The sequence below is a fragment of the Tannockella kyphosi genome, assembly GCF_021054785.1.
Classification (GTDB): Bacteria; Bacillota_I; Bacilli_A; order Erysipelotrichales; family Coprobacillaceae; genus Tannockella; species Tannockella kyphosi.
Map to the genome: position 1 here is coordinate 997,560 of NZ_CP088239.1, position 14,529 is coordinate 1,012,088.

Annotated in this window: 14 protein-coding genes; 1 reads left to right on the forward strand and 13 read right to left on the reverse strand. The window is 30.6% G+C overall.

Annotated elements, in window-relative coordinates:
- Nucleotides 1-37: 37 nt before the first annotated feature.
- The 11 genes from rbfA to LRR82_RS05165 form a co-directional block, all read right to left on the reverse strand.
- A complete protein-coding gene (rbfA, locus tag LRR82_RS05115) occupies nt 38-382 on the reverse strand; it encodes a 30S ribosome-binding factor RbfA (protein WP_249030453.1) in 345 nt (114 codons plus the stop codon).
- Nucleotides 383-392: 10 nt separating this feature from the next.
- The gene (infB, locus tag LRR82_RS05120; RefSeq protein ID WP_249030454.1) at nt 393-2,243 is read right to left on the reverse strand and encodes a translation initiation factor IF-2; all 1,851 of its coding nucleotides are present in this window, start codon (nt 2,241-2,243) and stop codon (nt 393-395) included.
- A gap of 1 nt (nt 2,244) precedes the next feature.
- Nucleotides 2,245-2,556 carry a L7Ae/L30e/S12e/Gadd45 family ribosomal protein gene (locus LRR82_RS05125; protein ID WP_249030455.1) on the reverse strand — a complete coding sequence of 104 codons (312 nt, stop codon included), beginning with the start codon at nt 2,554-2,556 and terminating at the stop codon, nt 2,245-2,247.
- On the reverse strand, nt 2,543-2,800 hold the full coding sequence (rnpM, locus tag LRR82_RS05130; protein WP_249030456.1) for an RNase P modulator RnpM: 258 nt from the start codon (nt 2,798-2,800) through the stop codon (nt 2,543-2,545). Before rnpM ends, LRR82_RS05125 begins: the two co-directional genes overlap by 14 nt.
- Before the next feature lie 9 nt (nt 2,801-2,809).
- Nucleotides 2,810-4,207, reverse strand: a complete 1,398-nt coding sequence (nusA, locus tag LRR82_RS05135; protein ID WP_249030457.1) for a transcription termination factor NusA — start codon at nt 4,205-4,207, stop codon at nt 2,810-2,812.
- Between the two features lie 12 nt (nt 4,208-4,219).
- The gene (locus LRR82_RS05140) at nt 4,220-4,687 is read right to left on the reverse strand and encodes a ribosome maturation factor RimP (RefSeq protein WP_249030458.1); all 468 of its coding nucleotides are present in this window, start codon (nt 4,685-4,687) and stop codon (nt 4,220-4,222) included.
- A gap of 101 nt (nt 4,688-4,788) precedes the next feature.
- A complete protein-coding gene (locus tag LRR82_RS05145; protein ID WP_249030459.1) occupies nt 4,789-5,295 on the reverse strand; it encodes a hypothetical protein in 507 nt (168 codons plus the stop codon).
- An 11-nt stretch (nt 5,296-5,306) separates the two neighbouring features.
- Nucleotides 5,307-6,350, reverse strand: coding sequence for a hypothetical protein (locus LRR82_RS05150; RefSeq protein ID WP_249030460.1), 1,044 nt, complete (start codon nt 6,348-6,350; stop codon nt 5,307-5,309).
- 30 nt (nt 6,351-6,380) lie between these two features.
- Nucleotides 6,381-7,640, reverse strand: coding sequence for a transglutaminase domain-containing protein (locus LRR82_RS05155; protein ID WP_249030461.1), 1,260 nt, complete (start codon nt 7,638-7,640; stop codon nt 6,381-6,383).
- Nucleotides 7,641-7,808: 168 nt separating this feature from the next.
- Nucleotides 7,809-9,227, reverse strand: a complete 1,419-nt coding sequence (locus LRR82_RS05160) for an SLC13 family permease (protein WP_249030462.1) — start codon at nt 9,225-9,227, stop codon at nt 7,809-7,811.
- A 1-nt stretch (nt 9,228) separates the two neighbouring features.
- Nucleotides 9,229-9,456 carry a phosphopantetheine-binding protein gene (locus LRR82_RS05165; protein ID WP_249030463.1) on the reverse strand — a complete coding sequence of 76 codons (228 nt, stop codon included), beginning with the start codon at nt 9,454-9,456 and terminating at the stop codon, nt 9,229-9,231.
- Between the two features lie 445 nt (nt 9,457-9,901).
- Between LRR82_RS05165 and LRR82_RS05170 the strand changes: the two genes are divergently transcribed.
- Entirely contained in the window at nt 9,902-11,065 is a 1,164-nt protein-coding gene (locus tag LRR82_RS05170; RefSeq protein WP_249030464.1) for an IS110 family RNA-guided transposase, read from the forward strand.
- Between the two features lie 51 nt (nt 11,066-11,116).
- On the opposite strand, the gene LRR82_RS05175 is transcribed toward LRR82_RS05170, so the two are convergent.
- On the reverse strand, nt 11,117-12,427 hold the full coding sequence (locus LRR82_RS05175) for a class I adenylate-forming enzyme family protein (protein ID WP_249030465.1): 1,311 nt from the start codon (nt 12,425-12,427) through the stop codon (nt 11,117-11,119).
- A 44-nt stretch (nt 12,428-12,471) separates the two neighbouring features.
- On the reverse strand, nt 12,472-14,082 hold the full coding sequence (locus LRR82_RS05180) for an MBOAT family O-acyltransferase (RefSeq protein ID WP_249030466.1): 1,611 nt from the start codon (nt 14,080-14,082) through the stop codon (nt 12,472-12,474).
- Nucleotides 14,083-14,529 lie beyond the last annotated feature (447 nt).

Below are 14,529 nucleotides of genomic sequence, written 5' to 3' on the forward strand. Positions count from 1 at the left end.
AATTATAGCATAAAAAAAAATAATGAGAAGGCTCTCATTATTTATTTTTTTCATTTAGATCATAAATAATAGATTCAATTTTATTACCGTATTCAAGGGAACTATCAAATATAAACTTTAGTTCTGGAACACGACGAATCGTTAAGCGTTTTGATAAACAAGAACGAATAAATCCTTTTGATCTATTTAAAGCATCTACTCTTTCTTCATTATTTCCACTTCCTAAAAAGGTTACATATACTTTGGCTAAAGATAAATCAGTTGTTACATCTATTGCTGTAATGGTACAAAAACCAATTTCTTTATTTGATACTTCTAAGCGAATAATCTCCGATAATTCTCTTTGAATTATTCCATTCATTTTATCTTTCTTTAATACCATAGTTACACCTCTATTTCTTTTCTACTTCTTCCATGATATATCCTTCGATAATATCACCTTCTTTAATGTCATTGTAGTTTTCAATGCTACAACCACATTCATAACCAGAGGCAACTTCTTTCGCATCATCTTGGAAACGTTTTAAAGAAGCTAAATTACCTTCAAATACAACAATTCCATCGCGAATTAAACGGATACCACAATTACGACGAATAAATCCATCAGTTACATAACATCCAGCTACATTACCTACTTTAGAAACTTTAATTACTTGACGAATTTCAGCTTGACCAGTTACTCTTTCCACGATTTCTGGAGCTAACATTCCCTTCATAGCAGCTTCAATTTCTTCTACCATTTTATAAATAATATTGTGTAAACGAATTTCTACTTTTTCTTCATCCGCTTTTAAACGTACTTTAGCATCTGGACGAACATTGAACCCATAAATAATTGCTGATGATGCTGACGCTAATAAAACGTCTGATTCAGAAATTCCTCCTACAGTAGAACGAATTACATTCACACGAACACCTTCTACATCAATACGTTCAAGAGAAGCTTTTACCGCTTCAGCAGTACCTTGTACATCCGCTTTAACAATGATATTTAAATCAATAATTTGTCCTGTTTGTACTTGCGCAAATAAATCATCCAATGATAAAGCTGCACTGTTTCCACGTTCTTTATCTTGTCTTGCTTTTAAACGAGTTTCACCAACACTACGTGCCTGTTTTTCACTTTCAAAAGCCATAAATTTATCACCAGCAACTGGAACTTCATTTAACCCTGTAATTTCTACTGGTGTAGCCGGAGCTGCTTGTTTAATTATTTTCCCTTTGTCATCTAACATTTGACGAACACGTCCAAAAGATGTACCAACAACAATTGGATCCCCTGCACGTAACGTACCATTTTCAACTAATAAAGTAGCAACAGGTCCTCTACCTTTATCTAATTTACCTTCAACAACACTACCATATGCATATCTTTCAGGATTTGCTTTCAGGTCAGCTAATTCAGCTACTACTGTTAAAGTTTCTAATAAATCTTCAATACCAAGTTTTTGTTTCGCAGAGATTTCACAGAAAACTGTTTCTCCACCCCATTCTTCTGGCATTAATCCTAATTCAGATAATTCTCCTTTGATACGTTCAGGATCAGCTCCTTCTTTATCAATTTTATTCACTGCAACTACGATTGGTACACCAGCTGCTTTGGCATGATCAATTGCTTCTCTTGTTTGAGGCATTACACCATCATCTGCAGCTACAACAATAATTACAATATCCGTAACTTGAGCACCACGAGCACGCATTGCTGTAAAAGCCTCATGACCTGGTGTATCTAAGAAAGTAATTTTCTTTCCATCTAAGTCTACTTGATATGCACCAATATGTTGTGTGATTCCACCGAATTCTCCATCAACTACAGTTGATTTACGAATTGTATCTAATAAAGTTGTTTTACCATGGTCAACATGTCCCATAATTGTTACAACTGGACATCTAGCAACTAGATCTTCTTCATTATCTACTATTTCTAATTCTTCAAAATTTACTTCTGTAGCATTATTTTGTTTTTCTATTTCTAATCCGTATTCCATACAAATTAATTCTACTTGTTCATCATTTAATGATGTATTAATTGTAACCATTGTACCAAGCATAAATAATATTTTAATTACATTTGCTGGTGTTTGACCGATTTTTTCAGCTAAAGCACCAACAGTAATTCCGTCCTCATAAGAGACAACTCCGTCTTTTAAAACCAACTCTTCTTTTTTATTTGAAAAGTTTGATTGTAATTGTTTCTTTTTAGGAGCACCTTTTTTGTTTGCTTTTTTTACTTGTTTTGCCATATCAGTTACCTCCTATTATTTTTTCTTTTATTTTTTTACTGAAACCATGATCACTTATTCCAATAGCAACTCGATTATTTTTACCTATTGCTTTTGATATTTCATCAATAGTTCCTGCTACTACATATTGTATACCATAAAACTTACATTTATCACTTATTTTTTTAAAACTATTTTCACTTGCATCTGTTGCAATAATAACAAAAGAACTTTCTTTTTTTCGAATACTAGCAATTAATAAATCACCACTAACGACTTTTCTTGCTCTACTAGCCAAACCTAGTAAAGAATAGACATCTTTATTCAATGACATACTCCAATAATGCAACAAATATTTCTTCTGGTATTTCTACATCAAGAGATCTTTTTAGTGATCCTCTTTTTTTCGCTAATTCAATAGCTTCTTTGCTTCTTTTTAAGTAAGCACCTCTACCATTTAAGCGACCTGTAGGATCAATAGAAACTTCTCCTTCTTTGTTTCTAACTACACGAATCAATTCTTTTTTTGGCAATTGTTCGTTTGTAGCAACGCATTTTCTTAATGGGACTTTTTTCATAACAGCCTCCTAATCAGCGTCGTAATATTCATCATACTCATCGTAATCGATTTCTTCATCATATTTACTATCGTATTCTGTTTCTTCGTTTTCTTCTTCATGAATTAATTTAACACCATCTGTTACTTCTTCACCCTCAGCTTCTTCTACTGCAGGTTCAATAACAATATCAGTTAAAGTTATTGCTGGTTCTTCTTCTTTTACTTCCTCTACAACTACTTCTTCAACTACTTCTTCAATTACTTCTTCAATTACTTCTTCAACTACTGTTTCGTCAGCTTCTGTAACTAACATAGCTTGTTCAAACTCAGTTTCAAATTCTTCATCAACTTCAACTGGTTGATCTAACGTGATTAATCCTAATGTTACAGCTTCACTAAATGGTTTAATATCAATCTTCCATCCTGTTAATCGAACAGCTAAACGAGCATTTTGTCCACGTTTACCAATTGCTAAAGATAATTGATTATCAGGAACAATAACAGAAGCACTATGTGTAGCCTCGTTAATTTTAACAGATAAAACTTGTGAAGGGCTTAAAGCATGAGAGATAAATTTAACTGGGTCACTTGACCATTCAATAATATCAATCATTTCTCCTTGTAGTTCATCTACCACATTTTTAACACGAGAACCTTTTGGTCCTACACATGATCCAATAGGATCAATGTTTTCGTTAGCAGTATATACTGCCATTTTTGTTCTTTCTCCTGGTTCACGAGAAACTGATTTGATTTCTACTGTACCATCATATACTTCTGGTACTTCGATTTCGAATAAACGTTTTACTAAATTAGGTTCTACACGACTTACAACGATATGTGTCCCTTTTGTTCCACGATCAACATCACTTACATATACTTTTAAATGTTGTCCTTCTACTAGTTTCTCTCCTGGGATTTGTTGGTTACTAGCTAAAAATGCACCAGTTTTTCCAATATTTACTATTGCAAACTTTTCTTCTACACGATCAACAATACCAGTCATGATATCATCTTTTTTGTCTGCAAATTCATTGTATAGAGCTTCTTTTTCAGTTTCACGAATTTTTTGTCTAAATAATTGTTTTGTTTGAATTGCTGCTAAACGTCCAATTAAATCAACATCTACTTCTGTTTCTACAACATCTCCAATTTGATAATTGGCATTAATTTCTTGTGCTTCTTCCAATGAGATTTCAATATCTTCATCATCTAAATCATCTACAACTGTACGTAATTCAAATAAACGAATTTTTCCGTTTTTTTCATTAATAATTACTCTTACATTTGCATCAGGATTTAAGTAATTTTTCTTATAAGCTTTTTCAATTGCTTCTCTTAACATTTCTAAGAATGTTTCTACATCAATCCCTTTTTCTTCACTTAATAAATGTAATGCATCTAAAAATTTCTTACTACCAGCCACTATTCTATCCTCCTAAAATTTAACAGCTAATCGAATATACTTTATATTTTTATAATCTACTACCATTTTTTTCTTAATATTCTTTACAAGATATTCAAAAGTTATCATCGTATCCTCAATAGAAATAATAGTACCTTCTACCTCATTATTTCCTGATGTTGGTTCAATAAATTGCGCATAGACATAATGTCCAATTGAATCTTGTACCTGTTCCCAATTTTTTAATTGTTTTTCAGCTCCAGGTGATGATACCTCTAAATAATACTCATCTTTAATAGGATCTTGTTCATCCATTGCTAAACTAATTGCCTCACTAACAGTTACACATGTATCCATATCCAATGCACCATTGTTTTTTTCAATATAAATACGTAAATACATTTCATTACCTTCTTTTACATATTCAATATCATCTAAATAAACATCATTTGTTTCTAAAATAGGTTTAATTATTGTAGTAATTTGATCAAGTAATTCCATTTTTTCACCTCTTATCCAATAATAAACGAGTGGGTTTCCCCACTCGCTTGTGTCTCTTAATCTAAAAACATAATATCACATTTATTTGATAAATGCAAATATTAATCAAACAATTTATAATATTCAATAGAAACTACGGCATCATCAACAAGTATAAATCTCAATTCCATTGTTTCAGATTCGTAACTTAATAAACTACTACTCTCAGATGACGGTTCACCGTATGCACTAATTATATCTTCACTTACAGAACCGATAACAATACCTTCTTGTGTACTAACTAAATCACTTGTAAGAGTAATTAGATAAATTATGGATTCATCATTTTCTTCATAGAAAGTTACAACAAAATTATCATATGTATAAATAATATCCATTCCATCATTCGCACAACTAGCTGCTTCAAAACAATCTGCTTCTTCTTCAAGTAAATCTACTGTTTCTTCTACAGTAGCATCAATAAACAAAGAAACGCCTTCCGTTTCAAAAACAAATCCCTCTGATTGACCTGCAGTATCATCTCCAGAACTACCAATTTCTTGTTCACTACTACATCCTGTTAAAATCAATGTACATAAAATGATGCTAGCTAAATAAATTTTTTTCATATTTTCCTCCTCTATTCAACACCGTACAACTCTTTTTGTATTTCTATGTCTTCATAATATCTTTCTAATTTTATTTCCCATAAACTAGACAGAACTTCTTCGTCGCTTCTATCTTCTAACTCAAATTGAGTAGATAATATTTCGCCAAAGTAACTTGTTAATTTAGTCGCTCCATATAAATTTAAATGGGAACCGCCATCATATGTGTCGGTGTTATAGTCCAATCCAATTTCATTTGTATAATCCAAAAAATTAATATATGTTATATCATTATTCAATGCATAGTTTGTTATTTGTTCATCCCATTCATCATACCAATAAGGGTATAAAGAAGGTGCTTTTATTAGTATTAATTCAATATCATTTTCATCACAAAGATTAGTAATCTTATCTAAATACTCTAGAACATTCTCACTAATATCATATGTTTCTAAAACGGATCCATTAGGAACACTAGTGTAAGGTTGTGTATCTACTCTTAAATAGTATCCATTATACGAAACTAAATCACTAGAAAACATATATTCAAAATCCTCAAAAGTTAACTCACTCCATCTTGAATGATACCTCAGGATTGGGAAAACATAATCTAATAACGACTCACTTTCTAACATAGAAGTAGTAATTGAATTAATCTTAGAAATAGACCAATTCATACCATCCAACGTCATTCGATTATACTCTTCTTTTTGTGGCTCATCATATCGTATGGTTGAAACGTTAAATACGACAACATCAGGAACTTCATAATTTAATGTATCTTCTAAAATATAATATGATTGCCATATCAATTGTTGTGCACTTCCTCTAACATAAGAATTTATACCATATTCCTCATACAAAACAGCAGGTATGAAATTACTATATACTTCACAATCTCCTATAAAAATAACATCATGATCTTTTTCATCATAGCCTTCCTGATTATAATAATATTCTTCTATAAAGGCCCCTTCGATAAGACTTGTCATATATTTAGGAATTAGTAATAATTGTAAAAGATATAAAATCAATAACAGTATAATAATAAAGAACACTAATCTTATTTTTCTCATCTTTTATCCCCCTATAAAAGAATTTTAATATTAATTAATCGTAGGATAATCTGATGCTGTAAAATTATGACAATAGTTATGAGAATCTGAATATTCCAACAATGTCTCTGTATCCCACAGGAAAATAATAGTTCCATCAGAACGATAAGTTGAATCAAAATGTACCCATCCATTACCAACATCAACCAAATTCCAATAATGACTATAATATGTTGTTGTTTCAGTAGGTGTTCTTTCTATATCAAGATTAGGAATACCAGCTTGCGTTAATAAAATTTTAGCTGTTGATGCATATGTGAAACAATCACCACTTTGATAAACCAAACCATCATAAGCTTCTTTTATCCAATCCGTTTTATCCGAACTACCTGTGTACTTAATTGAATTACGACACCAATAATAGATAGCTGAAGCTTTTTCTGTTAGTGACATAGAATCGTCTATCAATTCAGATAAAAGTTCATCAGCAAGGTTTTGTATTACTTCATAATCACTTTCTTCAATTGAAGATGCTATTTCCTCCTCTTCAACAATCACATTGATTGTTTGAGTAGACGAATTTCCTAATACATCAGTTGCAGTAACCAAAACCTCATATGTTCCTACGCTGTTAAGATTAACTTTTGAATTATCAATATCAAGTTCGTAGTCACTATCATCTGTAATAGTGATTTGTGATAAATATGAAATAGATCCCCCCACATAAACACTAATTTTCTCAGGTGCATCAATAATAGGGGCAGTCGTATCCGCAGTGATTGTGATAAAACTGGTTACTATCGTTTCATTCCCTGACTCATCGATTAATGATATATTAATTTCCTGTTTTTCATAACTTGAATAGTCAATTTCATTTATAAAAGAGTATGTAACGGTAGCCACATCATCAAGGTCATCGAATAATTCTTCTATTGTAACACTATCTAAAAAGCTTATGACAATATCTACACTACTTGCACTCGGTGCAATAGTATCCTCAACTACCAAAGTACATATATGGGTAAAAAAACCTTTTTTTATCATTATCTCAAATTCACCTACATTAGATGCTTCATATGTTTCAATTTCATCTACAAAAGATATTTCTCCAAATCCTCTTTTTTCAAAAAAAGAGGCAGTTACTTCGTCTCCTAATTCTACTGTTCTAGTAATACAAACAGTATCATATCCCAAATAATAAAATGCGGTACAAAAACATCCTATACTGATGACAATAAATAATAAAATATTTTTTTTAAGTTTAGACTTTTCAATAAAATTATCTAGTAAAAACTGTTTGATGTTCACCATAATTATCTCCCTTTTCAAAAAATAGTATCATAGGCCAAGTTGAAAGTCAATAAAACCGAACATGAACAAAAATCAAAAATTATTATCAAAATTATCCCCACATAAAAAAATGAAAACTATTTACAATGAAAAAATTCTTAATTTATATTCTCAATATTTTTTATTTTATTAAATTAATATACTGAAACTAGGTATGTATGTCATTAAAGCCCAAACAACAACCGTCATGAGTAAGACAACTATCACCGTTAGTTTAATCCCATGTTTAAACATATACTGTGGGTTCAACCCATATCCTACTGGTATTGCACGAATCGATGTAGGCATACAATAAGATAGATTAACCCCTACACTTGCTGCCAACATATATGGAATCGGATTTAAGTTTAGTGCTAACGCTAAACTTAAAACAATTGGTATTGCTACTGCAGCAGTTGCAGTGTTACTTGTTAAATCCGATAAAACAATCGTTAATGCAATAATTACAAACACTAACATCATTTCATTTTGAAACTGTACAGTAGAAAGTAAATTACCTAAAGCTTGTGCTGCTCCACTACCATTAATTAATGTCCCTACTGCTAAACCTCCTGCAAATACATAAATTAATTCCCATACTATTTTCTTTTGAACATTCTTCCAAACCATTAGTTTCTCTCCATTTTCTTTTTTGAAAAGAAAACTAATTAATGCACATATAATAAAAATATAAGCAGGTTCTAAACCTGGTAATAAATGTTCATAGAATGATCTTGTAAATGACAAGATTGTTGCAATAACAAATAATAATAAGCACATTGCTTCATTTTTACTCATCTTCCCAAGTTCTTTGTTCTTTTCAACAAAATATGCTTTTGATCCTTCTAATTGAATGTTCTTAGGTTTAATAACCAATAAGAAAGCCAAATTAGATACAATTAAAACAATCATCACAGGGAAAAATTTAATTACCCAATCAATATACATAAACTCACTTCCTGTATATTGCTCAATATAATCAACCACTACTAAATTCATTGCTCCTCCTAATGGACTAGCCAATCCCCCTAATCCAGCACCCCAAGCAATAGTTAGTAATAAAATAGATCCCACTTCACTTTTATTAATATTTTCTATACCAATATAGCGAAGCATTGATACAGCAATAGGTACAACTGTTGCACACACGATTGCATTTGGTAATACAGCAGACATAGCCACCGATAATACAAACCAAAATATAATTTGTGAAGTCAAAGAAGAGCCTATTAACCCTAAGAAGACATAAGCAATTCTTTTGTCTAATTCTACCTCTTCCCATGAAACTGTTAATATAGATGCTCCTAAAAGTAATAAGATTGTTTCTGAAGCATAGTTTGCTATTACACTAGACATAGATGTCATTTCAATAATCGCATTAATTGCTATTGGTAAAAAGCCTGTTACTGCATAGTCCATGCATGAACTAACCCACCAATACGCCATCCAAGCAACCGTACCAATAGCTGCTCTCATTTCAAACGTAGTAAAAATACTTTCTGGTAAGAATGCAATGCATGATAGAAATAGGATTGGCCCTATTAGGATATGTATAGTATTCTTTTTCATATTACCCTTGTAATTCACTAATTAATTCAACGATTGCATCAACAGAATTTAAATTTTCTGGCACTAAATCCATTACATCTATTTCTACATCAAATGCAAAACTTAGTTCACTTACTAAACTAATAATAGATAATGAATCTAAAATACGTGAATCAATTAATTTTGTCTCTTTTTCATAATCTACTCCTGGATTTACTGTGTTTAAAATCTCAATAATTTGTTCTTTCATTTTCTTTCCCTCTACCCTATTTTGGTCTTTCTATCAATTTTTCCATTATATGTTCTAGGAACACTATCTATTTTTATAATGCTTCTAGGTCTTTTGAAGTCTTCTAAATTATTTAGGAAATGTTCTTCTAAAATCTTTGTATCAAAGTCAACTTCTGACACTATATACAAAACAGGAACAGCTCCTATTAATGCATCTTCCCTTGTATGATATTAATGATCCTTGTTTCACTAATTACATACGCTCCTTTCTTATATTTGTTATAATGGATATAGAACCTATGTTTTGATTTTTACTATGGTTTTCGTCCATTTAAGGGAGACTAATACCATGGCTCTATATTTTTAATTTATAGTTGGATAAGCGTTAATGCTTTTATGTCACGCAAGGATATAGATATAGACTGCCATGGATAGACAAGGTTCTAGAAAGGTGGTCTATTTTTATGACTTATTACGTAGGCATTGATATTGCCAAAACAACGCATTATGCTTGTGTTATCACAACTCATGGTGAAGTGATTCACCAACCTTTTCCTTTTGATAATTCAAAAGAAGGGTTTCATTTATTACTTTCCAAAATATCTTCTATTGATAAAGAAGATATTCTAATTGGTTTTGAATCTACTGCTCATTACCATCAAAACTTACATTCTTATCTTTCTACTTTTGGATACCACTGCGAACTTATTAATCCCATCATATCCAAACAGTTTCGTGGTTTATCAGTTCGTAATGCTAAGACGGATAAAATTGATGCTATGTCCATTGCTCAACTTCTTTCTTATCAGTACAACAATTCACAAGGTCAAGACTTTCTTGTTTCTGACTTACGTGTATATTGTGATGAAAGAGTTCGTCTTACTAAACAAAAGACAAAACTATACATCCAACTAACTGCTGAGCTAGATCGTGTGTTCCCAGAGCTTAAATCCTTCTTTAAAGGCAATTTAAAGACGAATGCAGCCCATAATTTACTAAAACGATACGCTACAGCTAAGGAAATAAAAGAAGTTCGAAATGAGGCTTTGACAAAGTTAATTTCTAAAAATAGTAAAGGCTTCAACCTCGAACGTATCAAAGACCTTAAATCGTTAAGTAAAAATAGCGTTGGCTTTCATTCAAACGCAATCTCTTTTAGAATTAAAAATATCATACTCCAAATCGAACTTCTAGAATCGCAGTTAGAAGATGTAGAAGCAAACATCATTGAAATGATGAAAGAAATAGACAGTGCTATATTGAATATCCCAGGTATGGGCTATATTCAAGGTGCTTACATCTTATCTGCTATCATTAGTATAGACCGATTTGATAGTCCTTGTAAAGTACTAGCTTATGCAGGATTAGATCCAATCATAAGACAGTCTGGTAATTTTAATGCAAAGAGAACACGTATGTCTAAAAGAGGAAATGCTACACTACGTTATGCGCTTATATGGGCAGCTCATAATGTGGCAAAAAATTCAACAACTATGAATACTTACTATTTAAAGAAACGCAGTGAAGGAAAATCTCATTACAATGCCTTAGGGCATTGTTCAAAGAAACTAGTAAACTATATTTACTTTGTCTTAAATAATCCTGATGAAAAATTCATCTTAGAATAATTTTTTAAAAATAGCTTATTTTACCTTTTTTAGTGCGCTCTTTTTTAAGACTTAAAAGAAATTTAATTTTTTATCATTTTTCTCTTGAAAAATCATAGTTGGTCTCCCTTTACAAATACAATCATTAACACCTTCTATTTGTAATGCTAATTCCTCTACTTCCAAAGGAGAAACTTTATTTCCTCCAGTAATAATAACATCATCTGCTCTACCTAACATATAAATTCTTCCTTCTTCATCTTTATATCCTAAATCAGAAGATTGTAAATATCCATTAATAATGGTTTTATTCGTTAATTCTGGTTCATTATAATAACACTTCATTTTCATTCCACCTGTATATGAAATATATCCTGGGTTTTCTAATGAGGCATCTTCCATTTCACCGCCATTTTCATCAACAATTCTAAATTGTGAATGAACTCCTGGGTAGCCTATACAGCTTTGTTTATTATCTTTCGAATTAAAGTTCAATATACAAGCACATCCTACTTCTGTAGAACCATATATATTATATAAACGGACATTTGGTACTATTTGTAATAAATGTTCTTTATCTACTTCTGGTATAGGTGCTGATCCAAATTGAATATAATCTAATTGATCTGCATAATTCGCAATTCGATCCCTTGTCAATTTAAAAATAATACTCATTGCAGCTGGAGCCATTGCTAATGCTGTTACTTTATATTTTTCAATCATATTAAATACTATTTTTACAAAAAATACACCATCTAATACTATAACAGTACTCCCATTAATCATATTCGCAAAATATCTTCTTAAACTAAAGGAATGATTCATTGGCATCGGTATGATTTCTACATTATCCTTTTTCATCTCAACACCATACATTACATTTTCTCCTACCGCTACTTCTGCAAGATATTCTAAAACAATACCTTTCGACTTTCCAGTAGTTCCAGTAGTAAACAAAATCATTGAATCACCAACCATATTAGAAATATCAAAAGTATTAACTACTCCTGTATAATTATATGCATCTTCGATGCAGTAACAATCATACCCATCTATTTTCATATCACCAAAGAACTTTGTTGCTTTTGTTTCCTTTAAAATCTCTTGAACTCTACCAACATTCACACTTTTTTCTAATGGAACAACTATTCCATTTATTAATTGAATAGCGTGTACTAATACTAAATAAGGAACAGATTGACTATTCTTTACAACAATGCACTCATTGTCTTTTACACCTATTTCTAACAAATAACTAGCAGCAATATTTATCTTATCCCAATATTCTTGATAAGTTAGTTCTATCTTAACATCAATGATTGCTAGTTTATTGGGTGTACTTATTGCATGATTTCTAATACATTCTACTATTGATTTATTCATCTGATTCCTCCTCTAATTCCCCAATATATCAATAGGAGCATTTTTTAAAATGCTCCATAAATAAACGCGCTTGCGTCATAACCAGCACCATACATCCCAAATATAATTACAATCATTATTGCAACATAATAAATAATCCATCGAACAATTATATTTTGTTTTCCAATAGACTTTCTAATTTCAACCCCTTTTTCGTGTAAGATATCTACACCAATCATACACACAACTCCTACGATTATAACAATAAAGTGTTTTTCAGTTAGGAGCGTACCATACAAATCGTGATTATAAACAATACTATTATTAAATATTTGCTTAAGTAATATAAAGAACCCTGTTGTAGTGCCAGTAATAGTAATCATTCTTCCTATACCAAATAAAAATATTGTTCTAAACATACAAAAAATATGATAACAAAAGTTATTGCTTATAGAAATATTTTTAAATAATTTATCTGCTATTGGTTTAGTTTCTTTCGAAACAGTCATGATAGCACACCAATATAATCCCCATAAAATATAATCTATACCTGTTCCGTGCCAAATACCAGTAAATAACCATACTGTAATCAACGGGACAAATGCATTAATGAAAGATGCCCTCCATAGCTTTCCTGACTTTTTTAATTTCATCGTATATTTCATAAACTTTGAATTTACTGCTATAGGAAAGTAAATATAGTCTTTTGTCCAAGTTCCTAAAGTCATATGCCATCTTGCCCAAAATTCAGAAGCACTCTTAGCAAAAAACGGTTGTTCAAAGTTTTTATCTAACTGTATACCGATTATTTCTGATATCCCTCGAACTATATCCATACATCCACTAAAATCAGCATACAACTGAATAACACAAGAAATAATAGCTATTACTATTTCTATTGATGAATACTCTAATGGATTGGCAAATACAACAGTAGTATATGTTGCAATATAATTAGCAACAATTAATTTCTTACCATATCCCCATAGCATTAACTGTAACCCATGACAAGTACGATCAAAACTAAGACTAGGAAGGTTTTTCATTTGTTCTATTAATTTAGAATACTTACTTATCGGCCCTTGTACTATATGTGGGAAATAAATCATAGCAGCAAATAGATTGATAAAATCTTTTTCTGCTTCCGTTTTTTTCCAATATACATCCAACAAATATCCTATTGAAGATAAAGTGTAATAAGATATTCCTAAGGGAACTAGAATACCGAACCCAAAAGTCATGTTTGATATTTTTTCTAATATTTCAAAACTAAGTAATTTTGTAATTTTTACATAACCCCATATTGAAACAATCGTAAATATGGCAAGTTTCAAATAAATAGTTGCTTTGTTTTTATATTGACTAAATAAGACTCTTTGTTCTTTAGGTGTTAGTCCTTGTTTTTCTTGATCAAACTCTTTATACACTTTTTCTATTTTTCTAGATGAAAGATATACTGTTAATGCTGTTCCTACAACAATAATAGATGCTCCAACCCCATTCCAAAAATAGAATATCATACTTGCAATTAATACTAGATATTTTCTAAGATTTGCATTTGGTAAAACAGCATACACTATAATAAAAAACATCAAACAAATCCCAAATAATCCTGATGTATAACTCAATTCTGCATTCCACATCAATTGAGCAAAATTCAATATCCTATTTATCATTATTCCTCCCCCTTAATATCCACTAGAACACATATTTCAACATGTACTAAATAAAAACTATAATATATTATTTCTCCTTAACCATAGAGTATCTGCAAAGATGAAATGATTTCTATTGTCGTAATTATATCAATAACAAATTATAAAATAATATCATAACCTCAACAACACATTTACTTCACTGGGATAAAAAACAAGACTTTAACAATTAATATTTATTAGATTTAAACAATCTCCATATTACTCTTATCTTGTGCCATTTTTCATCCCACTATAGCATATATTATTTTAAAATTTAAATTATTTACATAAAACATTACTCTAGCTTGAAACAGTGAATATAATAACTTACGATAAAAATTTATTTATAAAAAAGAGACTTTTATAATACTTGAGTTTTTATCATTCAGTCATCTTATATTTTTATCATTAAAATATTTAAAATAA

Excerpts from the sequence above, each read along its gene's own strand:
- rbfA (WP_249030453.1), bottom strand. The coding sequence starts at position 382 with ATGGTATTAAAGAAAGATAAAATGAATGGAATAATTCAAAGAGAATTA.
- infB (WP_249030454.1), bottom strand. The coding sequence starts at position 2,243 with ATGGCAAAACAAGTAAAAAAAGCAAACAAAAAAGGTGCTCCTAAAAAG.
- LRR82_RS05125 (WP_249030455.1), bottom strand. The coding sequence starts at position 2,556 with ATGTCATTGAATAAAGATGTCTATTCTTTACTAGGTTTGGCTAGTAGA.
- rnpM (WP_249030456.1), bottom strand. The coding sequence starts at position 2,800 with ATGAAAAAAGTCCCATTAAGAAAATGCGTTGCTACAAACGAACAATTG.
- LRR82_RS05140 (WP_249030458.1), bottom strand. The coding sequence starts at position 4,687 with ATGGAATTACTTGATCAAATTACTACAATAATTAAACCTATTTTAGAA.
- LRR82_RS05145 (WP_249030459.1), bottom strand. The coding sequence starts at position 5,295 with ATGAAAAAAATTTATTTAGCTAGCATCATTTTATGTACATTGATTTTA.
- LRR82_RS05150 (WP_249030460.1), bottom strand. The coding sequence starts at position 6,350 with ATGAGAAAAATAAGATTAGTGTTCTTTATTATTATACTGTTATTGATT.
- LRR82_RS05155 (WP_249030461.1), bottom strand. The coding sequence starts at position 7,640 with ATGGTGAACATCAAACAGTTTTTACTAGATAATTTTATTGAAAAGTCT.
- LRR82_RS05160 (WP_249030462.1), bottom strand. The coding sequence starts at position 9,227 with ATGAAAAAGAATACTATACATATCCTAATAGGGCCAATCCTATTTCTA.
- LRR82_RS05165 (WP_249030463.1), bottom strand. The coding sequence starts at position 9,456 with ATGAAAGAACAAATTATTGAGATTTTAAACACAGTAAATCCAGGAGTA.
- LRR82_RS05170 (WP_249030464.1), top strand. The coding sequence starts at position 9,902 with ATGACTTATTACGTAGGCATTGATATTGCCAAAACAACGCATTATGCT.
- LRR82_RS05175 (WP_249030465.1), bottom strand. The coding sequence starts at position 12,427 with ATGAATAAATCAATAGTAGAATGTATTAGAAATCATGCAATAAGTACA.
- LRR82_RS05180 (WP_249030466.1), bottom strand. The coding sequence starts at position 14,082 with ATGATAAATAGGATATTGAATTTTGCTCAATTGATGTGGAATGCAGAA.